General features: G+C 72.6%; 20 protein-coding genes, 1 rRNA gene and 1 other annotated feature (1 of these 22 cut by a window edge). Of the genes, 16 read left to right on the forward strand and 5 right to left on the reverse strand.

Going from position 1 to position 21,781, the window contains the following annotated elements; translation table 11 throughout:
* Positions 1 to 141 (forward strand) — a sequence feature (16S ribosomal RNA rRNA prediction is too short) (it extends 148 nt beyond the left edge of the window).
* Positions 142 to 247: 106 nt separating this feature from the next.
* From rrf to HUN59_RS03450, 10 genes are all read left to right on the forward strand, one after another.
* Positions 248 to 364 (forward strand): 5S ribosomal RNA (rrf, locus tag HUN59_RS03400).
* A gap of 229 nt (positions 365 to 593) precedes the next feature.
* Positions 594 to 2,510, forward strand: coding sequence for a primosomal protein (locus HUN59_RS19600; protein ID WP_254629978.1), 1,917 nt, complete (start codon positions 594 to 596; stop codon positions 2,508 to 2,510).
* Between the two features lie 28 nt (positions 2,511 to 2,538).
* Positions 2,539 to 3,516 (forward strand): HAD-IIA family hydrolase, encoded by a 978-nt coding sequence (locus tag HUN59_RS03415; protein WP_174777497.1) that lies wholly within the window; start codon positions 2,539 to 2,541, stop codon positions 3,514 to 3,516.
* A gap of 10 nt (positions 3,517 to 3,526) precedes the next feature.
* Positions 3,527 to 3,847 (forward strand): hypothetical protein, encoded by a 321-nt coding sequence (locus tag HUN59_RS03420; protein WP_174777498.1) that lies wholly within the window; start codon positions 3,527 to 3,529, stop codon positions 3,845 to 3,847.
* Positions 3,798 to 4,670: a TlyA family RNA methyltransferase gene (locus tag HUN59_RS03425; RefSeq protein ID WP_174777499.1), complete on the forward strand. Its 873-nt coding sequence runs from the start codon at positions 3,798 to 3,800 to the stop codon at positions 4,668 to 4,670. Before HUN59_RS03420 ends, HUN59_RS03425 begins: the two co-directional genes overlap by 50 nt.
* Complete coding sequence (locus tag HUN59_RS03430) at positions 4,667 to 5,584, forward strand: NAD kinase (RefSeq protein ID WP_174777500.1); 918 nt, start codon at positions 4,667 to 4,669, stop codon at positions 5,582 to 5,584. The genes HUN59_RS03425 and HUN59_RS03430 overlap by 4 nt, the downstream gene beginning before the upstream one ends.
* The gene (recN, locus tag HUN59_RS03435) at positions 5,581 to 7,275 is read left to right on the forward strand and encodes a DNA repair protein RecN (RefSeq protein WP_174777501.1); all 1,695 of its coding nucleotides are present in this window, start codon (positions 5,581 to 5,583) and stop codon (positions 7,273 to 7,275) included. The genes HUN59_RS03430 and recN overlap by 4 nt, the downstream gene beginning before the upstream one ends.
* 172 nt (positions 7,276 to 7,447) lie before the next feature.
* Positions 7,448 to 9,118, forward strand: coding sequence for a CTP synthase (locus tag HUN59_RS03440; protein WP_144805099.1), 1,671 nt, complete (start codon positions 7,448 to 7,450; stop codon positions 9,116 to 9,118).
* Positions 9,119 to 9,270: 152 nt separating this feature from the next.
* Entirely contained in the window at positions 9,271 to 9,861 is a 591-nt protein-coding gene (locus HUN59_RS03445) for an NUDIX domain-containing protein (protein WP_152999590.1), read from the forward strand.
* 18 nt (positions 9,862 to 9,879) lie between these two features.
* Entirely contained in the window at positions 9,880 to 10,884 is a 1,005-nt protein-coding gene (locus tag HUN59_RS03450; protein ID WP_174777502.1) for a site-specific tyrosine recombinase XerD, read from the forward strand.
* Between the two features lie 27 nt (positions 10,885 to 10,911).
* Here HUN59_RS03450 and HUN59_RS03455 read toward each other — a convergent pair whose 3' ends face one another.
* The gene (locus tag HUN59_RS03455) at positions 10,912 to 11,352 is read right to left on the reverse strand and encodes a DUF2510 domain-containing protein (protein WP_174777503.1); all 441 of its coding nucleotides are present in this window, start codon (positions 11,350 to 11,352) and stop codon (positions 10,912 to 10,914) included.
* A gap of 126 nt (positions 11,353 to 11,478) precedes the next feature.
* On the opposite strand from HUN59_RS03455, the gene HUN59_RS03460 reads away from it, so the two are divergent.
* Complete coding sequence (locus HUN59_RS03460) at positions 11,479 to 11,955, forward strand: ASCH domain-containing protein (protein ID WP_174779352.1); 477 nt, start codon at positions 11,479 to 11,481, stop codon at positions 11,953 to 11,955.
* 1 nt (position 11,956) lies between these two features.
* Here the strand turns inward: HUN59_RS03460 and HUN59_RS03465 are convergent, their stop codons facing one another.
* On the reverse strand, positions 11,957 to 12,988 hold the full coding sequence (locus HUN59_RS03465; protein ID WP_441307027.1) for an LLM class flavin-dependent oxidoreductase: 1,032 nt from the start codon (positions 12,986 to 12,988) through the stop codon (positions 11,957 to 11,959).
* 56 nt (positions 12,989 to 13,044) lie between these two features.
* Between HUN59_RS03465 and HUN59_RS03470 the strand changes: the two genes are divergently transcribed.
* Complete coding sequence (locus HUN59_RS03470) at positions 13,045 to 13,377, forward strand: TraR/DksA family transcriptional regulator (RefSeq protein WP_174777504.1); 333 nt, start codon at positions 13,045 to 13,047, stop codon at positions 13,375 to 13,377.
* A gap of 220 nt (positions 13,378 to 13,597) precedes the next feature.
* On the forward strand, positions 13,598 to 14,059 hold the full coding sequence (locus HUN59_RS03475; protein ID WP_174777505.1) for a TIGR02611 family protein: 462 nt from the start codon (positions 13,598 to 13,600) through the stop codon (positions 14,057 to 14,059).
* Positions 14,060 to 14,078: 19 nt separating this feature from the next.
* Here HUN59_RS03475 and HUN59_RS03480 read toward each other — a convergent pair whose 3' ends face one another.
* Positions 14,079 to 15,320, reverse strand: a complete 1,242-nt coding sequence (locus HUN59_RS03480) for an MFS transporter (protein WP_144804716.1) — start codon at positions 15,318 to 15,320, stop codon at positions 14,079 to 14,081.
* Between the two features lie 148 nt (positions 15,321 to 15,468).
* On the opposite strand from HUN59_RS03480, the gene HUN59_RS03485 reads away from it, so the two are divergent.
* Positions 15,469 to 15,834, forward strand: a complete 366-nt coding sequence (locus HUN59_RS03485; RefSeq protein ID WP_174777506.1) for an ArsR/SmtB family transcription factor — start codon at positions 15,469 to 15,471, stop codon at positions 15,832 to 15,834.
* Positions 15,831 to 17,414: a DUF7059 domain-containing protein gene (locus HUN59_RS03490; RefSeq protein ID WP_254629979.1), complete on the forward strand. Its 1,584-nt coding sequence runs from the start codon at positions 15,831 to 15,833 to the stop codon at positions 17,412 to 17,414. The genes HUN59_RS03485 and HUN59_RS03490 overlap by 4 nt, the downstream gene beginning before the upstream one ends.
* A gap of 131 nt (positions 17,415 to 17,545) precedes the next feature.
* On the opposite strand, the gene HUN59_RS03495 is transcribed toward HUN59_RS03490, so the two are convergent.
* Together HUN59_RS03495 and HUN59_RS03500 are read right to left on the reverse strand one after the other, a co-directional pair.
* The gene (locus tag HUN59_RS03495; protein ID WP_058741121.1) at positions 17,546 to 18,412 is read right to left on the reverse strand and encodes an NAD-dependent epimerase/dehydratase family protein; all 867 of its coding nucleotides are present in this window, start codon (positions 18,410 to 18,412) and stop codon (positions 17,546 to 17,548) included.
* A 119-nt stretch (positions 18,413 to 18,531) separates the two neighbouring features.
* Positions 18,532 to 19,125, reverse strand: a complete 594-nt coding sequence (locus HUN59_RS03500; protein WP_174777507.1) for a TetR/AcrR family transcriptional regulator — start codon at positions 19,123 to 19,125, stop codon at positions 18,532 to 18,534.
* A gap of 83 nt (positions 19,126 to 19,208) precedes the next feature.
* Between HUN59_RS03500 and HUN59_RS03505 the strand changes: the two genes are divergently transcribed.
* Positions 19,209 to 21,743 (forward strand): glycoside hydrolase family 3 protein, encoded by a 2,535-nt coding sequence (locus HUN59_RS03505; RefSeq protein WP_441307028.1) that lies wholly within the window; start codon positions 19,209 to 19,211, stop codon positions 21,741 to 21,743.
* Positions 21,744 to 21,781 lie beyond the last annotated feature (38 nt).

Consider the following 21,781-nt stretch of genomic DNA (forward strand, 5'->3'; position numbering starts at 1 on the left):
CCTTGAGTGTGAGAGGCTCCCAGCAGACTACTGGGTTGATAGGCCGGATGTGGAAGCGGGGACTAACGACCCGTGGAGCTGACCGGTACTAATAAGCCGAAGACTTGACAACACACTTTTTACCCACACCGTTGGTGTGGGGCTCGCGTCCACTTTGTGGTTCCCGACAGACGATCGGGAACATGAAACTGAACACCGCGCATGCGCGGGACAGCTTTCTTGATCCGATGGGTCAAGTCGAAGGTGTTCCGGTGGTCATAGCGAGAGGGAAACGCCCGGTCACATTCCGAACCCGGAAGCTAAGCCTCTCAGCGCCGATGGTACTGCAAGGGGGACCTTGTGGGAGAGTAGGACGCCGCCGGACTCAACGTAAGTGATGTGGCCATCGGCCCTCCATCGAGAACTCGTAGGGGAGACCCTCGTTCTCGGGGGGCCGGTGGCCACATCTGTTTCTGCTGCAGGTCGCTCGACTCACCGGCCGGTTCGTGATGGACTGGGACGGTGCGGCGGTCCGACCGGCAGCGCCTGTACACACAACGACACAGCGGACGATCGCCAGGGCCTCGGGCCCGGGCACGCAACGAGGAGCAACGGTGGCGAACGACGACGAGCAGCGACGCAACGACGGGGATCGTGCGGGCCGTCCCGACAGCGGTCGTGGCCGTGGTCCTCGTCGGGACAACGGACCCCGTGGCTCCGGAGATCGCTGGGCTTCGGGCCCGCGTGACTTCGAGCGGCGTGAGGGTGACCGTGGGTCTCGCGGCGGCGATCGTCCGGCCGGCGGCTCGGGCGGTCGGTCCTTCCGCGACGGCGACCGTTCGTTCCGTGACGGTGGACGGCGCCCCGCGTGGCGCGGCGACCGTGATGAGGCGCGTCCGCCCCGTGGGGACGGGCCCCGTGGCGCGGACCGCGGCGACCGCACCGATCGACCGCGCCGGGATGGTGACCTTCCGTTCCGTGGCGGGGATGACCGTCGTCCGCAGCGAGACGGTGAGCGTCGGCCGTCCCGCGGTGGTGACGATCGTCGCCCGCAGCGTGATGGCGACCGTCCGTTCCGTGGTGGTGACCGGCTGTTCCGGGGGAACGATGACCGTCGTCCGCAGCGTGATGGTGACCGGCCGTTCCGTGGCGGTGATGAGCGTCGTCCGCAGCGTGACGGCGAGCGCCGTCCGTTCCGCGGTGGTGACGATCGTCGCCCGCAGCGTGATGGCGACCGAGCGTTCCGTGGTGGTGACCGGCCGTTCCGTGGTGGTGACGACCGTCGCCCGCAGCGCGATGGTGACCGGCCGTTCCGTGGTGGTGACGACCGTCGTCCGCAGCGCAATGGCGACCGCTCGTTCCGTGGTGGTGACGATCGTCGTCCGCAGCGCGATGGTGACCGGCCGTTCCGTGGTGGTGACGATCGTCGTCCGCAGCGCGATGGCGACCGCTCGTTCCGTGGTGGTGACGACCGTCGTCCGCAGCGCGATGGCGACCGTCGTCCGTTCCGTGGTGGCGACGACCGCCCCCGTCGCGACGACCGCGGCGGCGACCGCCCGCGCTTCGGGGACGGCAGCCGTCACGCCGGCGCCAGGTTCGGCGAGGCCGCCCGTGACGACTGGGAAGACCGGGACCCGTACGGCACGCGCTCGATCCGCCCACGGCACGACGACCCGGAGATCGACGAGAGCGTCAGTGCACGCGACCTCGACCCCGCGGCGCGTGCCGAGCTCAAGACGCTCAGCAAGGACAACGCCGAGTGGGTCGCGAAGCACCTCGTCATGGCGGCGCTGCTCGTGGACGAGGACCCGGAGACGGCCAACCTCCACGCGTTGAGTGCCGCACGTCGAGCCGGACGTGTCGCGGTCGTCCGCGAGACCGCTGCGATCACGGCCTACCGGACCGGTGACTTCGCGACGGCCCTCCGTGAGCTGCGGACCTACCGTCGCATCTCGGGCCGGAACGACCAGCTGCCGATGATGGTCGACTGCGAGCGGGGACTCGGCCGTCCGGAGCGCGCGCTCGAGCTCGGGCGCTCGGTGGACCGAGCGGCACTGGAGACTCCGGTGCAGGTGGAGCTCGCGATCGCGATGTCGGGTGCACGACTCGACCTCGGGAACCCCACAGCCGCGCTCGGCGAGCTGGAGATTCCACAGCTCGACCCGAGCACGGCCTACAGCTGGTCACCGGCGCTCTACAGTGCTTACGCGGCCACGCTCGAGGAGCTCGGCCGTCAGGACGAGGCCGACGAGTGGTGGGCGCGGGTCGACCGCGCCGCCGCTGCGCTCGAGGAAGCCGCCGACGACAACGCATGGGAGACGGTTGATGTGGTCGAGGAAGAAGTCGAAGGACACGACGAGCACGGCGCCGACGGGATCGACGACACCGAGCAGCTCGGGGACGACACCGACGAGCGCGACGACCCCGACCAGCTCGGCGGCGACACCGACGAGCTCGACGAGCCCGACGACGACCTCGGCGAGATCGACGACGACAACCCCCGCGACGTCGAGGGCTCCGCAGCCGACTGAGGCGCGGCCGACGCCGCCGACGGAGGGTGTGGACGTCGTCCTCACCGACCTCGACGGCGTCGTCTACCGCGGACGCAACGCGATCCCGCACGCGGTGGAGGCCCTGACGCGGGCGTCGCTCTCGGCCCGCGTCGGCTACATCACGAACAACGCGTCACGTCGCCCGGTCGACGTGGCGGAGCACCTCGAGCGCTTCGGGCTCGAGGTCGGTGCCGACGACGTCGTCACCTCGTCGCAGGCTGGCGTCCGACTGCTCGAGACGCTCGTGCCGGCCGGGTCCACGGTCCTCGTGACCGGCGGGCTCGGTCTGACGAGCATCGTCGAGGCCGCCGGCTTCACGGTGACGTCGAGCGCCGAGGACGCGCCGGCCGCGGTCATCCAGGGGTTCTCGCCGGACCTCGGGTGGACGCACCTGGCCGAGGCCGCCTTCGCGCTCGCTGACCCCGACGTGCCGTGGGTCGCGACGAACATGGACTGGTCGATCCCGGTCGAGCGCGGGATCGCGCCCGGCAACGGCACGCTCGTGTCCGCCGTGCACCAGGCAGTCGGTCGGATGCCGGTCGTGGCGGGGAAGCCCGAGCGTCCGATCTTCGACGCTGCCCTGGCCCGCTTCGGCGGGGAGCACCCGCTGTTCATCGGGGACCGGCTCGACACCGACATCAAGGGCGCGAACGACGCCGGCATCCCGAGCGTGCTCGTCCTGACCGGCATCGACCAGGCGAAGCAGGTGCTCGCGGCGGACGTCCGGTCGCGGCCGACGTTCCTGCTCGAGGACCTCCGCGGACTGTCGGAGCCCTACCCGGTGACGCTCCGGCGCGAGGACGCCGACGGCACCCGGTACGTGACGGTCGGCGATGCGACGGTGGCCATGCACGGGCACCGGGTCCGTGTCCTGGACGGTGGGACCTCCATCGACCGACTGCGTGCCGGTGCCGCCCTGATCTGGGAGTCCGGACTGGCCATCTACGGCCTCGACGTGGACCCGAAGCTGTACGGCGGCGAGTAGCCTGACCGACGTGTCGAACCACGAGCCGGGACCCGAGCCGGGCGCCGCCCAGCCGATCCCGGGGCCGGGTGCCGCCCAGGCGATGCCGAAGCCGGGCCCCGCCCGGCACGGCGCGGAACTGGTCACCGCTCAGGAACCGGGCAGTGCTCAGGAACCGGGCAGTGCTCAGGGGCCGGGCACTGTCCCGCAGACTGCCGAGCCGGACGACGTCGCGGCGCGGACCGCCCGGGCAGAGTCGCTGCCGCTCGAGGAACGCGCCGACGCCTTCGCGGCCCTGCACGATGAACTCCGCACCCGTCTCGAGAGCGGGCAGCAGGTGCCGCGTGCCTGAGACCGCTCCGGTCCGACTCGACGCACTCCTGGCAGCCCGCGGTCTGGCGCGCTCCCGGACGGCGGCTGCGAAGCTCATCCAGGCCGGACGGGTGACGGTGGCGGGCGCCGCGGTCGTGAAGCCCTCCACGCCGGCCGACCCGGACGCGGAGATCGTGGTGGACACCGAGGACGAGTGGGTCTCGCGTGCGGCCGTCAAGCTCGTCCGCGCGCTCGACGAGTTCGCGGTCGACCCCGCTGGCCGGGTCGTGCTCGACGTCGGCGCGAGTACGGGCGGCTTCACGCAGGTCCTCCTGCACCGNGGCGCCCGCCGGGTCGTGGCGCTCGACGTCGGACACGGACAGCTGGACCCGGTCCTGGCCCTCGACGAGCGGGTGCGCGTGGTGGAGGGGACGAACGCCCGGGAACTCACCGCCGAGGACTACACGGCGCTCGACCCCGAAGCCGCCGACACGAGCCTGGTCGTGGGGGACCTGTCCTTCATCTCGCTGCGCCTGGTGCTCCCCGTGCTCGCCGAGGCGGTGCCGGCCGACGACTTCGTGCTGCTCGTGAAGCCGCAGTTCGAGGTCGGCCGAGGCGGTGTCCGCGAGGGCATCGTGCGGGACGCCGGGCTGCGGAACGACGCGCTCATGAACGTCCTCTTGTCGGCGTGGGACGCGGGCCTCGGGACCACCGGCCTCGCCGCCTCACCCATCGTCGGGACGCACGGGAACCACGAGTACCTCGCGCGCTTCCAGCGTCGTGTCGGTGGCGATCCGACAGAATGGGGGAACCCGACAGCGTGGATCGGTCGGGCGACCGAACTGACCGAAGGGGCTGCATGAGCGACCGGCACATCCTGCTCGTCTCCCACACGGGTCGCCAGGACTCCATCGACGCCGCCGTCGAGGTCTGCGACCTCCTCCACGCGGCAGGGCTCGTCCCGGTGATGCCCTTCGACGAGTACGCCGACGTCCGGCGCGCCGAGGCGTCCGTCGGGCAGGTCGACATCCTGAACGTCGACGTGCAGGCCGACCAGCTCGAGATCGTCATCGTGCTCGGCGGGGACGGCACGATCCTCCGTGCGGCCGAACTCGTCCGTGGGACGGGGGCGCCGATCGTGGGCGTCAACCTCGGGCACGTCGGGTTCCTGGCCGAGAGCGAGCGCGACGGGCTGCACGCCACGGTCGAGCGGGCGCTGTCGGGCGACTACAAGGTCGAGGAACGCGTCACACTGCAGGTCGACGTCGTCGTCGGACACGAGGTCGTCTACTCGTCCTGGGCCCTCAACGAAGCCACCATCGAGAAGGCCTCGCGTGAGCGCATGCTCGAGGTCGTGACGGAGGTCGACGGCCGCCCGCTGTCCTCGTTCGGCTGCGACGGGGTGGTCGTCTCGACCCCGACCGGTTCGACCGCGTACTCGTTCTCCGGCGGCGGCCCGGTCGTCTGGCCGGACGTCGACGCGCTCCTGTTGGTGCCGCTCAGCGCCCACGCCCTGTTCTCGCGGCCGATCGTCGTCGGCCCCGACCGCGTGCTCGCGGTCGAGGTCCTGCGCCGCACGAGCGGCGTCGGCGTGCTCTGGTGCGACGGCCGCCGCACCCACGACCTGCCGCCCGGCGCCCGGGTCGAGGTCCGTCGCTCGCCCGACCCGGTGCGCGTCGCACGGCTCAAGGACGCCCCGTTCACCGACCGCCTCGTGGCGAAGTTCCAGCTGCCCGTCGCCGGGTGGCGCGGGCCGGCGACCGAGGACGACGCATGATCGAGGAGATCGTCATCTCCGACCTCGGCGTGATCGGCGAGACCACGCTCGAGCTCGGTCCCGGCTTCACGGTCGTCACGGGCGAGACCGGCGCGGGCAAGACGATGATCGTCACCGCGCTCGGACTCCTGCTCGGCGCGCGTGCGGACGCGGGCTCGGTGCGTCGCGGTGCCCCCAGCGCCGTGGTCGAGGGGCGCTGGCACGTGCCGGAGCACGACGCCGTGGCCGAACGCGTCGAGGACGCCGGCGGGACCGTCGAGGACGGCGAGCTCATCCTCACCCGTACGGTGTCCGCGGAGGGCCGCAGCCGTGCCACGGTGGGTGGCCGCAGCGCCCCGGTCGCGGTGCTCGGTGAACTCGCGGACCAGCTCGTCACGGTGCACGGGCAGTCCGACCAGATCCGCCTGACCTCGTCGAGCGCCCAGCGCGCCGCGCTCGACGGCTTCGGCGGTCGGGCGGTGCAGCGGGCCCTCGACGCCTACGTCGCGGCGTACGACACGTGGCAGACCCACACCGGCGAGCTCGAGACCCTCGTGCGCGACCGTGACGACCGCGTCGCCGAAGCCGAGCGGATCCGCGCGGCCTCGGACGAGATCGAGGCCGCCGACCCACAGCCGGGCGAGGACGCCGAGCTCGCCGAGCGTGCCGAGCGCCTCGGGAACCTCGAGGAACTGCGGCTGTCCGCCGGTCTCGCGCACGAGGCGCTGTCGAGCGAGTCCCTCGACGACAGCCCGGACGTCGTCGGCCTGGTCGAGTCGGCCCGCCGCGCGATCGAGCGGGTGGCCGGCTCCGACGCGGCCCTGCAGCCGGTGCTCGAGCAGCTCACCGAGCTCGGCATCCAGGCGGCCGAGGCGTCGGCGTCCCTGTCGAGCTACCTCGGTTCGCTCGAACCGGACGCCGGGCACGACCTCGAGCTCATCAACGAGCGACGGGCGCTCCTGGCGGGACTCACGCGCAAGTACGGCGACACCGTCGACGACGTCATCGCCTACGGGCAGCGGGCGAGCGACCGGCTGCTCGAGCTCGACGGTGACGACGACCGGATCGTCGCGCTGCAGCAGGCCGTCGAACACGACGAGCAGGCGCTGGAGCAGGCGGCGGCGACCCTCACGGCTGCGCGGACGAAGGCGGCGGCGGACCTCGCGAAGCGGGTCACCGCCGAGCTCAAGACCCTCGCGATGGCCGGTGCCACCCTGGTGGTCGAGGTCGCCGACGGCGGCGAGTACCGCCGGCACGGGCGCGACCAGGTCGCGATCCTGCTGCAGCCGCATTCCGGCACGGACCCGCGGCCGATCGGCAAGGGCGCCTCCGGCGGTGAACTCTCGCGCGTGATGCTCGCGATCGAGGTCGTCATGGCCGGCAGCACGACGGTCCCGACGTTCGTCTTCGACGAGGTCGACGCGGGCGTCGGCGGTGCCGCGGCGATCGAGATCGGTCGGCGCCTCGCCAAGCTCGCGGAGCGCACGCAGGTCATCGTCGTCACGCACCTGGCGCAGGTGGCCGCGTTCGCGAACAACCACCTCAACGTCGTGAAGGACGCCAGCGGTGCGGTGACCTCGTCGAGCGTGCGACGGCTCGAGGGCGAGGAGCGGCTGCAGGAGATGGCTCGGCTGCTCTCCGGGCTCGGCGACAGCGCGAGCGGCATGGAGCACGCGCGGGAACTCCTCGACGTCGCCGGCCAGCAGGCCTGACCGAGTCGGACCGGCTCGACCGAGCGGGCCGTGCGCTGCGGACCCGGCGGCCCACCGGGCGCAACGCCCGCGGCGAACGCGGGTCGCGCCTCCCGGCAGTTCTGACGTACGATGGAATCCCGTGGCGGACACTTCAAGCGGCGGAACCAATTCTTCGAACACGACCCCGAAGGTGACGAAGCAGATCTTCGTGACCGGCGGGGTCGTCTCGTCCCTGGGCAAGGGCCTGACGGCGGCCAGCCTCGGCAACCTGCTCACGGCGCGCGGCCTCAAGGTCGTCATGCAGAAGCTCGACCCGTACCTCAACGTGGACCCGGGCACCATGAACCCGTTCCAGCACGGCGAGGTCTTCGTGACCGACGACGGCGCCGAGACGGACCTCGACATCGGGCACTACGAGCGCTTCCTCGACATCAACCTGTCGCAGTCGGCGAACGTCACGACCGGCCAGGTCTACTCGACGGTCATCGCCAAGGAGCGTCGCGGCGAGTACCTCGGCGACACGGTCCAGGTCATCCCGCACATCACCGACGAGATCAAGCGTCGGATGCGCGAGCAGGCCGACAACGACCCGCAGCCCGACGTCATCATCACCGAGGTCGGCGGCACGGTCGGCGACATCGAGTCCCAGCCGTTCATCGAGTCGGCCCGCCAGGTCCGCCACGAGCTCGGCCGCAACAACGTGTTCTTCGTGCACGTCTCGCTGGTGCCGTTCATGAGCGCCTCGGGCGAGCAGAAGACGAAGCCGACGCAGCACAGCGTCGCCGCGCTCCGCTCGATCGGCATCCAGCCGGACGCCCTCGTGCTCCGGAGCGACCGCCCCGTGTCGGACTCGAACAAGCGCAAGATCGCGCTGATGTGCGACGTGGACGAGGACGCCGTGGTGAACGCCGTCGACGTCCCGTCGATCTACGACCTCCCGACGCTGCTCCACGACCAGGGCCTCGACCAGGTGATCATCGACGCGCTGAAGCTCGACGCGCACGACGTCGACTGGTCCGCGTGGAAGCCCGTCCTCGACGCCGTGCACGAGCCGAAGAAGGAGGTCACGATCGCCCTCGTCGGCAAGTACATCGACCTCCCCGACGCCTACCTGTCGGTGACCGAGGCCCTGCGCGCCGGCGGCTTCGCGCACAGCGCCAAGGTCCGGCTCAAGTGGGTCGTCTCGGACGACTGCACAACGCCCGAGGGGGCTGCGAAGCACCTCGGGGACGTCGACGGCATCTGCGTGCCCGGCGGGTTCGGCGTGCGCGGCATCGAGGGCAAGCTCGGCGCGCTCCGCTTCGCGCGTGAGCAGGGCATCCCGACGCTCGGCCTGTGCCTCGGCCTGCAGTGCATGGTCATCGAGTACGCCCGCCACGAGGCCGGCCTGACCGACGCGTCGAGCACCGAGTTCGATCCGGAGACCTCGACGCCGGTCATCGCGACCATGGCGGAGCAGGTGGACATCATCGCCGGTGGCGACCTCGGCGGCACGATGCGTCTGGGCCTGTACCCGGCGCACTTCTCCGACGGCTCGCTCGCCGCGGAGCTGTACGGCGCGTCCGAGGCGTCGGAGCGTCACCGTCACCGCTACGAGGTGAACAACGCCTATCGTCAGCAGATCGCGGACGCCGGCCTGGTGTTCTCGGGCACCTCGCCCGACGGCACGCTCGTCGAGTACGTCGAGCTGCCCCGCGACGTGCACCCGTTCTACATCGCGACGCAGGCGCACCCCGAGCTGCGCTCGCGGCCGACGGACGCCCACCCGCTGTTCGCAGGGCTGGTCGACGCGGCGATCGCGCGCCACGAGGCGTCGAGCCTGTTCGACCCGGCGGACGAGCAGGCGGAGGTCGTCGCGTAACGCGACCACCCTTCGGACTGGCGCGCCCCGCTCAGAGGCAAGGCGAAGCCTTGCGCGGGGCGCGCCGACCGAGCCTGCGAGGGAGGACGGTGCCAGCTGGCACCGCGCCTCCAGTCCGTCCTGGGGCCGGTCCGTCGGACCCGCGTGCTTGGATGGCAGACGTGACTGACGCTGCCGCCCCCATCGCCGACGAACCGACCTCGTTCCCCGTCACCGACTCGACCGTCGTGTACGAGGGGATGGTCTGGGACGTGCGCCGGGACACCGTCGACCACCACGGGCAGGACATGGTGCGGGAGTACATCGACCACACCGGAGCCGTCGCCGTGTTCGCGGAGGACGACGAGGGACGCGTGCTCGTCATCCAGCAGTACCGGCACCCGGTGGGCCTACGCGACTGGGAGCTGCCGGCGGGGTTGCTCGACCACGAGGGGGAGGACCACCTCGAGGCGGCGAAGCGCGAGCTCGGCGAAGAGGCCGACCTGCAGGCGGAGCACTGGGAGCCGCTGATCCGGTACAACACCTCGTCCGGCGGCAGCGACGAGTTCATCGAGATCTTCCACGCGAGCGGCGTCAGCGCCACCGACAGCGCGTTCGAACGCGAGGCCGAGGAAGCCGACATCGTCACCCGGTGGGTCCCGCGCGAGGAACTCGTGGCGGCGATCCTGGCCGGCCGGCTGCAGAACTCGGCGTTGGTCGTCGCGACGCTCGCGGTCGACGCACGGTCGCGGCGCTCCGCCTGACCGGATGCGCCTGACCGGATGACCACGCTCGACCGCGCCGTCGACACGTACCTGCGGCACGTCGCCGTGGAGCGGGGGCTGTCGCGGCACACGGTGTCGGCCTACCGGCGGGACCTGACGGTGTTCGCCGAGTGGCTCGCGACCACGCCCGAGGTCCACTCCGAGGGCGCCGACCGGGCCGGCGGTGCGTCGGCCACGGCGGACGTCGGACGGCTGGCACGCGCCGACGTCGCCGGGTTCGTGGCGCACCTGGCGTCCCGGCCGGAGGGTCCGCTCGCGCCGCGTTCGGTCGCCCGGATGCTCAGCTCGGTCCGGTCGTTCACCGCGTTCGCCGCGGCCGAGGGGTGGGTGCCGCTCGACCCCGCCACCGCGGTCCGTCCACCGAAGGCACCGAGCCGGCTACCGAAGGCGATCTCGGTGCACGACGTCGAGCGGCTGCTCGAAGCTGCGGGCGGCGCGGACGACGACCCCGTGGGGCTGCGGGACCGGGCGCTCCTGGAGCTGCTGTACGCCACGGGGGCGCGGATCTCCGAGGCCGTGGGGCTGTCGGTGGACGACGTCACGACGCTGTCCGACTCCGACTCCGACCCCGACGCCGACTCCGACGGCGTCGCGGTCGTGAAGGTCACGGGCAAGGGGAACAAGCAGCGCATCGTCCCGCTCGGGAGCTACGCCCGTGCCGCGGTCGAGGCCTACCTGGTGCGGGCGCGTCCGGTGTTCGCGGCGCGAGGGCCGTCGACGCCGGCGCTGTTCCTCGGTGCCCGGGGCGCCCGGCTGTCCCGGCAGACCGCCTGGCTCGTCATCCAGGCGGCAGCGGAGCGCGCGGGATTGGCCGAGCACGTGTCACCGCACACGTTCCGGCACTCCTTCGCGACGCACCTGCTCGAGGGCGGGGCAGACGTCCGCGTCGTGCAGGAGCTGCTCGGGCACGCGAGCGTCGCGACGACGCAGATCTACACGCTCGTCACGGCCGACATGCTGCGGGACGTGTACCAGACGGCGCACCCGCGGGCGCGGCGGTAGGGCGAGCGGGCGGGCGCAGGCCGGGCCTCAGGACGCGAGCTGGGCGGCCACGGCCACGGCGGCCGTCGCGACCGCGACCACGAGGGCGCTCGCCGCAGCGCTCCGTGCCACCACGCGGCGTGCGCCGGAGGCCCCCGGTCGCACGACCCCGACGACACCGAGGACTATCGCGACGACGCTGACGGCACCGAACGGGTTCCAGGCCACCGACACGACCGCGAGCACGACGGCCACGAACGCGGTGAGCCCGATCCGCGGCGCGGCGCTGCCCGACGCCCAGGAGCCCGTCCGCAGGGCGCCGCCCTGCACCGAGAACGACGGGCCGACCGGGGCGACGACGACCGGGACGACGGGCCCCGTCCGCGCCGGCGTCGCGTGCGTCGCGGTGCCCCAGGCGTGCCCGTCCCACCAGCGCAGGCGGTTGGCGTCCTGCGGGTCGGGGAACCAGCCGGCGGCCGGCAGTGTCACGGGGTGCTCCTGGATGGTGCGGTGAAGGGTGCGCTTCGACGCTACGCGCTCGGGAGGCACGGCCGCGGCCCCAAGGCGGGTGTCGGCAGGAAGGGGGACCAGCGGGTGCGCTACGGTCAGCGGGTGATCACCGCCGACGAGACGCTGACCGACTTCTGGGCCGCCCGACGGGCCGAGGAACCCTCCCTGCCCGAGACCGTGCCGGAGGCGTGGGCGTTCGGCGCGACGCCCGAGCACGCCGACGGCCTGCTCGAGCTCGTGCTCAGCGGGACGAAGGACGGCACCGCGTCGTCGATGTGGGACTACGAGGCCACGGGCGACCCGCTGCCCGAGGTCGGCGAGCTCAGCGTGATCCTGGACGGCCGCGGAGCGCCGCGCGCCGTCATCGAGACCACGGCGCTCGCCGTCGTGCCCTTCGACCAGGTCGACGCCGAGCACGCCCGGGCCGAGGGCGAGGGCGACCGCACGCTCGAGCACTGGCGCGCGGTGCACGAGCGGTACTGGCGCGAGCACTCCGAGAACCCGCGGGGCTGGGAGCCGGACATGCCGGTGCTGTGCGAGCGCTTCCGCCTGCTGTGGCCGGGAGCGCCCGCCGGGTCGTGACCTAGGCGGGGACGACCGCCGCGTCGACCTCGTCCATCACGGCGCGGGTGGCCGCGAGCAGCCGGGCGTTGAAGTCGATGCCGAGCTGGTTCGGCACCGTCACGAGCACGGTGTCGGCGGCGCGGACGGCGGCGTCGGCCGCGAGCTCCGCCACGAGCTGCTCCGGTTCGCCGATGTACGAGCGGCCGAAGCGGGCCAGTCCGCCGTCGAGGTGTCCGACCTGGTCCTGCCCCTCGACCTGCGCACGGACGCCGAAGTAGTGTCGCGACTCGTCGTCGGTGATCGGGATGATGCTCCGCGACACGGACACCCGCGGTTCGCGCTCCCAGCCCATCTCGGCCCAGGTCGACCGGAAGCGGGCGATCTGCTCCGCCTGGAGCTGGTCGAACGGCACGCCGGTGTCCTCGGTGAGGAGTGTCGACGACATCAGGTTGAGCCCCTGCTCGGCGGTCCACTCGGCGGTGGCACGGGTGCCGGCGCCCCACCAGATGCGCTCCGGCAGGGTCTCGGACAGCGGGGACACCGCGAGCGACCCGGCCGAACCGGTCATCTGCGGGTTCGCGTGCGCCATCGGCTCGCCGGCGATCGCGCGACGGAAGACGTCGGTGTGGGCCCGCGCCATGTCGCCGCCGTTGGTGTCGTTCGCCTCGGGCACGTAGCCGAACTGCTGGTACCCGGCCAGGGCGGTCTCGGGTGACCCCCGCGAGACGCCGAGCTGCAGTCGGCCGCCGGCGATGAGGTCGGTCGCCGCCGCCTCCTCGGCCATGTAGAGCGGGTTCTCGTAGCGCATGTCGATCACGCCGGTGCCGATCTCGATGCGGCTGGTCCGGGCGGCGATCGCGGCGAGGAGCGGGAACGGTGCAGCCTGCTGCGGTGCGAAGTGGTGCACGCGGAAGTACGCGCCGTCCACCCCGGCCTCCTCGGCGGCGACGGCGAGGTCGATCGCCTGCACGAGGGCCTCGCGGCCGCTCCGCACGCGCGAGCCCGGCACGTCGCGCCAGTGCCCGAAGGACAGGAACCCGATCTTCGTCATGCCGATGCGAACGCATGGTGCGCGGGCTCCATTCCGCCCCGACTACCTTGGCCGCCATGGACGATCCCCGCACGGCGCTCACGACGGAACGGCAGCGCAACGAGCGGCTGCTCGCCGACGTGGAGCGGAGCATGCGGGACGTCAGCGACGCCCGGCTCGACGCGAACTCCGACGACGAGCACGACCCCGAGGGCGCGACCCTCGCGTGGGAGCGCGGGTCGCTCGGCGCGGTCCGCGACGCCGCGCGAGAGCGGATCCGCCTGGTCGACGCCGCGCTCGCGCGGCTCGACGCCGGCACCTACGGGCGGTGCGCCGTCGGCGGTGAACCCGTCCCGGCGGCCCGCCTGGCCGCCGTCCCGTGGGCGGCGACGTGCGTCGCCCACGCGTGACGCGCCTCCAGGCCGGGTGGGAGCCGCCACGGGGCGGACGTGGGCCGGGCCGCCGGGTGGGAGCCGCCACGGGGCGGACGTCGGCCGGGCCGCCGGGTGGGAGCCGCCACGGGGCGGACGGGGGCCGGGCCGGGAGGCACGTGGTGCGTCCGTCCCGCCGCTCACGGCACGTGGACCGGTTGCGCCGCCGTTTCCCAGCCGCGCGCCCTACGGTGCCGACATGGACGGCGACACCCACGAGCGACCCGACGCGGTCGTGCGTGCCGAGGCCCAGCAGACCGACGAAGGGTCCCACCGCTTCCGGTGGTTCCGCGACCTGCGAGCGTGGATCCACGCGCGGCCGGGGCTGCACCTGTTCTACAAGGTGCTCGTCGGCATCGTCGGCGGGCTGGTCGTGGTGATCGGGCTCATCCTCGTGCCGCTCCCGGGGCCTGGTTGGCTCGTGGTGTTCATCGGTCTGACGATCCTGGCGAGCGAGTTCCACTTCTTCCACCGCATCATCACGTGGCTCCGCGCCCAGCTGCACCGCTTCTGGGACTGGGCGAAGGCGCACGGACCGCGGTGGCTCCGTCGCGCGGCCGACCGCGGCAAGGCCGACGTCGACGCCGCACACGCCGACGCGCACCGGAGCACCGGGGTCCGCGCGCACCAGCGGCCGAACCAGGCGCGCCCGGGGCACTGACCCCGGGCCGGCCGCGGCGTCAGTCGGCGGTGGGCGTGGGGCAGGTCCGCACGGGACCGGTCACGGCACGTTCCTCGGCGTCGGCGGCACTCCGTGAGACCAGCTGGAGGACGAGGGCGACCGTCGCCGCGAGGACGATGAACGCGCCGTAACCGGCGAGGACGGGCACGAAGCCGAACGTCGGCTCGAGGAGGCCGGCCACGACCGCGGGGACGCCGAACGCCAGGTAGCTCACGACGTAGACCGACGACAGCAGTCCGGCGCGGTGCGTCGGTGCGGCGGTCGCGAGGAGCATCCGCAGCGGCGCCTGGAACCCGGCCCCGAAGCCCACGCCGGCGATCGCGCTGCCGACGACCAGGCCGGGCAGCGAGTGCGCGAACACGAACGACACGGTGACGACCGGTCCGGCGACGAGTGCGATCAGGCCGATGAGCAGGCTGCGGCGGGTGTCGAGCCGCTGGATCGCCAGGCCGGTGAGCCCGCCCACGCCGGTGACGACGGCGATCAGGGCACCGGCGGCGAAGTGGTCCTCGATGCCGAACACGGCGCGGAGCGCGGAGGGCACGAGCGACAGGAACAGCCCACCGAGGGCCCAGCTGGCGACGAGGGCGCCCGCGACGCCGCGGAACAGGGCGCGGGATGCGCGGGGGACCGAGACGGTGGGGCGCAGGGAGTGCAGCGCTCCCGGACGTCGGGTGACGCGCTCGGGGACGACGACGAGCGCCACGACGAGCAGCAGGAGGAGCGCGCCGAACACCACGTAGACGAGCTGTTCGGGCGCGGGACCCCACTCCACCAGGGCACCGCTCGTGAGGGCGCCGGTGGCGAGGGCGAACGGCGGCACAGCACCGTTCAGGACGCCGGCGAGGGACGGGAAGCGCTCGAGCGAGTTGTCGATGAGGGCCGCACCGAGCGCGCCGATGAGCAGCCCGACGGCGACGCCCTGCACGATGCGGTCCACCACGAGGGCGACGGGGCCGTCCGCGCCGGCGAACAGCACGAGGGAGAGCACGAGGAGCAGCCCACCGGCGACGAGCACGGGCTTCCGGCCGACGTGGTCGGACAGCCGCCCGGCGACGAGCATCGTGACGAGGAGCCCCGCGACGTAGATCGCGAACACGGCGGTCAGGGCGAGCGGGGTGAGGTGCCACTCGGCCGCGTAGACGGGGTAGATCGGCGACGGCACCGCGGACGAGGCCATCGCGACGAGGAGCATGGCGGCGAGGATCCAGAATCCCGCGACCGATCGTGCTGACTGCATGCGTTCCTCCGGGGTCGTTGCTGGCTGCTGTCGGCTGCCGGCTGCTGCTGGCTGTCGCTCCTGTGGCTGCTGTACGACTGTATTCGTACAGCACGCTCGCTGTACGACGCAAGTCGTACTGGAACCGAACGGTGCTACCGTCGCGGTCATGCCCGCGAACGTGGATGCCCCGGAACGGCTGCCCCAACCTGCCGTCGCCGAGATGGACCTGCCGACGGTCCTCGACGCGATGAGCGACCCGATCCGCCTCGCGATCCTGCACCGCTACCTGGTCGACGCGGCCGGCGGGGTGCGCAGCTGCGGGTGGGTCGGGCTCGACCGACCGAAGTCCACGCTGACGCACCACTTCCGCGTCCTGCGCGAGGCCGGGCTGCTCGAGCAGCACCAGGAGGGGCTCGTGCGGTCGAGCCGCGTCCGGGTCGAGGACGTGCAGCAGCGCTTCCCCGGGCTGCTCGACCTGGTCGCCGCCTGGCAGGTCCCCGCCGCGCTCCTGCTCGACGAGGTCCCCGCGTGAGCGCCGCCGTGCCGACCGGGCAGCCGCACCACGTCCTGCCGACCGTCACGACCGACCCCGCCGTCGTCGCCGCGATCGCCGCGGACCTCGACGCCGCCGGGTTCACGGTCGAGCGGGTCGACGCGCTCTGGGGAGCCGAGGCAGCGGCGTCGCTGCACCGCGGCACCCGGGTCGCCGCGCTTCGGGCCCTGGCCGCGCGGGACACCTCGCCGCTGACGACCCTCGCGACGCTGTTCGTGCTCGGCCTGCCGGTCGCGCGGTCGGACGTCGAGCGGGCCTTCCCGACCGCGGGTCTCGACGGCGTGCTCGCCGCGGGGCTGCTGCGCACGGGCGACGACGGCCGCGTCTTCCCCACCGTCGACCTGCGCCCGTACGCGTTCGTGGACGACCTCGGTGCCGGCAGCTGGTGGATCGTCTCGGACCTCGGTGAGCTCGCGCTCGGGACGGCCCTCGGCGAGGAGCACGTGCTCGGCATCGGTGGCGCGTCCACGACGCTGTCCGGGCTGCAGGTGCCCGTGCGGGTGCGGCGGGTGCTCGACCTCGGCACCGGGTGCGGCATCCAGGCACTGCACGCCCGCCGCTTCGCCGACCAGGTGGTCGCGACCGACATCTCGCAGCGAGCCCTCGACATCGCACGGTTCAACGCCGCGCTGAACGGTGTCGACGGGATCGAGCTCCGGCTCGGCTCGCTCTTCGAGCCCGTCGCCGGTGAGCGTTTCGACCGCATCGTGTCGAACCCGCCGTTCGTGATCACCCCGCGGCGCGAGGGCGTCCCGTCGTACGAGTACCGTGACGGCGGCATGGTCGGCGACGCGCTCGTCGAGACCGTGCTCCGCGGACTCGTCGACCACCTGGAGCCCGGCGGGACGGCGCAGCTGCTCGGCAACTGGGAGTACCACTGGGGTGTCGACGGCCTCGACCGCGTGCGCTCGTGGTTCGCTGACGCCCCCGCCGCGTCGGAGCTCGACACGTGGGTGGTCGAGCGGGAGCGCGAGGACCCGCCCGCCTACGCCGAGACGTGGATCCGGGACGGCGGCACGAAGCCCGGGACGCCGGAGTACGACGTGCTCGTGGACGCCTGGCTCGACGACTTCGCGGCACGGCGGGTCACCGGGGTCGGTTTCGGGTACGTCGTGGTGCGGCGCGCCCAGCCGGGAGGCACGGGTCGCCTCCGTCGGTTCGAGCGCGTCCCCGAGACGCTCGGCTCCAACCCCGCGGGGCTCGGTGCGACGGTCGCGCGGGTGCTCGACGCCGCGGCGTGGCTCGTGGTGCACGACGACGAGGCGCTCGCCGCCGCGCACCTCCGGGTCGCCGGCGACGTGACCGAGGAGCGGCACTACTGGCCCGGGAACGACGACCCGACCGTGATCACGCTCGTGCAGGGCGGCGGCTTCGGCCGACGGGTGGACGCGGACACGGCGCTCGCCGCGTTCGTCGGGGCCTGCGACGGCGAGCTGTCCGTCGCCGCCATCGTCGGGGCGATCGCGCAGATCACCGGCGTGGACGAGGACGCCCTGCGCGCGGACCTGCTGCCCCGGGCGCGGGACCTGGTGCTCGACGGCCTGCTGCTGCCCGCCTGACCCCGAGCGCTGCCCGGCCCCGGCCCGTCGCGTCTCGCAAAACGCAANGNGAGCGGTTNCTCGCAGCGACATTCCGCTGCGAGAAACCGCTCCCGTTGCGTTTTGCGGAAGGGGGAGGGCGGGAGAGGGGGTCAGCTCGTGCGGTGGTTGCGCCAGGTGTGCTCGGGGGCGTAGCCGAGCAGCTCGCGGGCCTTGTCGGACGACAGGAGCGAGCTCGTGCCGTCGATGTCCGCCCGGCGCTCGATGTCCGGCACGAAGCGCTCGACGAGCTCGATGGTCGGGGTGTCCATCACGGTGTCGGGGCTCGCGATGACGAACGCCTCGAACCCGGTGAGGTCGGCCTCGAGCGACTTCCGCACCGCCTGGGCGCCGTCGCGGGAGTCGATGTACGACCACAGGTTGAACGTCTTCGCCTCGGGGGAGGCGTCCCACGGGAACGCCGGGTAGTCGGTCTCGTCCATCACGTTCGAGAACCGCAGACCGATCATCTTCAGCTCCGGGTCCCAGCGGGTGAAGTGGCGGGCCATCTCCTCCTCCACCGCCTTGCCGAGCGAGTACGAGGACTGCGGGCGGACCGCGAACTCCTCGTCGACGGGCAGGTACGGCGGGTGGTGCTCGCCCATCGGGATCCCGAGCAGGGTCTCGCTCGACGCCCACACCAGGTTCTTGACCTTCGCGACCCGGGCGGCGTGGAAGACGTTGATCGAGGCGGTCACGTTGTTCGTGATGAGGGCCACGTCGGGCACCTGGCCGGGGGCGGGCACGGCCGCCAGGTGCACCACGGCGTCGACCGAGTCGTAGCGGTCGTCGATGCCGGTGAGGGCGCCGAGCACCTGGCCGTAGTCGCTCAGGTCGATGCGGACGAACGGCACCCGCTCGGGCTTGTCGGGGGAGGGGACCCGGTCGAGCAGGACCACGTCGTACCCGTGCTCGTCGAGGTCGCGGACGACCGCCCGTCCGAGCTTGCCGCTGCCTCCGGTCACCACAACACGCGTCATCGCGTCACTCCACATCGTCGTCGGACGGCCTGGTCGGCCGGGTCCCATCCTGCCGTGCGGGTGCTGGGCGGGACCAGGCACTGGCGGTACCTGTCCCGGCGGCGCAGCCCTCCAGCGGATCAGCGCGTCGGGGCGGCTGCCTGGGTGATGGCGAGCTGTGCGACGAGCTCCACGTGCTCGGCCATGTCGCGCGACGGGTCGTACAGCCACTGGATCTGCATGCCGTCCGACACCGCGAGCATCACGCTGGTGAGCCGCTCGGCGTCGACGTCGGCGCGCAGCCGCCCGTCCTGCTGCATGTCGCGGAACTGCCGGGTCATGTCCGCCCGGGTGAAGTCGTAGCGCTGCCGGAAGTACTCGTGCGCCGGGTGCTCCGGGTCCGTGGCGGCCGCGGCGGACAGGTTCACGAACATCTGCACCAGCCCCGGGACCTCGGCGTTGTGCCGGACCACGGCGGCGAGCAGCTCGGCCGGATTCGAGGCGTTCCAGTCCTGGGCGTTGTCGTGCTCGTCGCGGCGGCGGAGGATCTCGACCCAGAGCTCGTCCTTCGAGTCGAAGTAGTGCAGCAGCCCGGCCTGCGTGAGCCCCACCGCGTCGGCGATGTCCTTGATGCTCGTGCGGCGGAACCCCTGCTGGGCGACGAGTTCGAGCGCGACGGTGAGGATCTCCTCGCGCTTGGCGATGCCCTTCGCGTACGAACCCCGTCGTGCCATGGCGCGAGCGTACCGCCCTCGGACGGACAGCAAAACCGAGTACAGAAAGGTTTTGGGTGCTACGCTGACGCCAGCCGCCGACGATGGCGCGCGGAGGTCGTGCCCCCGTCGCCCGTCGCACAACGAAGGGACCGACCATCGTGACCACCGTGGAAGAAACGCCCCGCGCCTCCAGTGCGTCGCCGCTGACCGAGCGCATCGACGCGCTCGTCGGACAGCTGACCACCGAGGAGAAGGTCCAGCTGCTGACCGGACGCGACTTCTGGACCACCTGGCCGATCGAGAAGATCGGTCTGCGCCGGATCCTGATCTCCGACGGTCCCTCCGGCGTCCGAGGCGAGGTGTGGGACGAGCGCGACCCGTCGCTCAACCTGCCGTCCGCGACCGCCCTGTCGGCGAGCTGGGACCGCGCGATCGCGAAGCGCTACGGCGCCGCCGCCGCGGTGGAGGCCCGGCGCAAGGGCGTCGACGTCGTCCTCGGCCCGACCATCAACCTGCACCGCTCCCCGCTCGGCGGACGGCACTTCGAGGCGTTCAGCGAGGACCCCGTGCTGACCGGCGACCTCGCCGCGAGCTACGTCGCCGGCGTCCAGGAGAACGGCGTCGCCGCGACCCCGAAGCACTACATCGCGAACGACTACGAGACCGACCGCTTCACCGCGTCGACCGAGGTGTCGGACCGGGCGCTGCGTGAGCTGTACCTGCTCGCGTTCGAGAAGGCCGTGACCGAGGCGCACGCGTGGGCGGTCATGTCGTCGTACAACGCGATCAACGGCGTCACCGCCTCGGAGAACGACCTGCTCGAGACGCCGCTCAACTCGGAGTGGGGCTTCGACGGCATCGTCGTGTCGGACTGGACGGGTGTCCGCTCGGTCGAGTCCGCGAAGGCCGCGCAGGACGTCGCGATGCCCGGACCGAACCCGTGGTGGAGCGAGGGGCCCCTGCTGCAGGCGGTCGAGTCGGGCGAGGTGCCGATGGCCGCGATCGACCGGAAGGTCCACCGCATCCTGACGCTCGCCGCCCGGGTCGGTGCGCTCGAGGGCTTCGAGCCCGTCGCCGAGCGCCCCGTGCACGTCGAGGACGGGGTCGCCTTCGTCCGCGCCGCCGAGGCCGAGGGCACCGTGCTCGTCCGCAACGAGGGCGTGCTGCCGCTCGACGCCGCCGCGGTGTCGCGCATCGCGCTCGTCGGGCACAACGCCGACCAGGCCCGCACCCAGGGCGGCGGCTCCGCGACGGTCGTCCCGGAGCGGGTCGTCACGCCGATCGAGGGCTTCCGCGCCGCGTTCCCCGGCGCGACGGTGGACTACGCCATCGGTGCCGTGGTCCAGGAGGGCATCGCCGAGTTCCCGCTCGCGAGCATCACGAACCCGGGCACCGGCGAGCCCGGCGCCCGCGTCGCCTTCGTCAAGGACGGCGAGGAGCTGTACGTCGAGGACCGCCGCGCCACCGCGCTGTTCTGGTTCGGCGGGGACGCCCCGACGCGCGAGGCCGACCGGCTCGACATCACCACGACCTACACCGCCGAGTCGACCGGCACCGTCCGGATCGGCATCGGCGCCGCCGGCCACTCGCGCCTGTGGATCGACGGGGAGCTCCTGCTCGACGAGACCGTGCCGTACGAGGGCGACCAGCTCGGCGCCGCGTTCCTCAACCCGCCGGCGCGCTCGGTGCCCGTGCAGGTGCAGGAGGGGCAGCAGGTCGCGATCCGCATCGAGTACGACATCGTGCAGGACGAGGCACTCGGTGGCGTGCTCGCCTACCAGTTCGGCACCGAGCCGAGCGACGCCGACCCCGCCGCGCTGATCGACGCCGCCGTCGCGACCGCCACCGGCGCGGACGTCGCGATCGTCGTCGTCGGCACGAACAGCAAGGTGGAGTCCGAGGGCTACGACCGCTCGTCGCTCGCGCTCCCCGGCCACCAGGACGACCTGGTCCGGGCCGTCGCAGCCGCCAACCCCAACACCGTCGTGGTGGTCAACTCCGGGTCCCCGGTCGAGATGCCCTGGCGGGACGACGTCGCCGCGGTGCTCCTGACCTGGTTCGGCGGCCAGGAGTACGGCAACGCCCTGGCCGACGTCCTGACCGGCGCGGCCGAGCCCGGTGGACGCCTGCCCACCACCTGGCCGGCGACGCTCGAGGACGTCCCGGTCGCGAACGTCACGCCCGTCGACGGCAAGGTCGCGTACGACGAGGGGGTGCACGTCGGCTACCGTGCCTGGCTCCGCGCCGGGACCGAGCCCGCGTACCCGTTCGGCCACGGCCTCGGCTACACGACGTGGTCGATCGACGGCATCAGCGCGACGCCCACGGTGTCCGAGGGGGACGCGGTCATCGTCACCGCGACCGTCGCGAACACCGGTGACCGTGCGGGCAAGCACGTCGTGCAGGTCTACGCCTCGCGCGAGGAGTCGACCGTCGACCGTCCGGTGCGGTGGCTCGTCGGCTTCGCACCCGTGCGGATCGGAGCGGGCGAGTCGACCGAGGTCTCGATCGAGGTGCCGGCCCGGGCGTTCGCGCACTGGGACGGCGCCTGGCGGTACGAGACCGGCACGTTCACGCTGCACGTCGCGGAGTCCGTGGCCGCCGAGGTCGGGACGACGACCCTCGAACTGGAGTGATCCGGTTTGCGTGCGTTCAGTTGTTGCATTGAGTAGCA

It is taken from the genome of Curtobacterium sp. Csp2 (genome assembly GCF_013347165.1).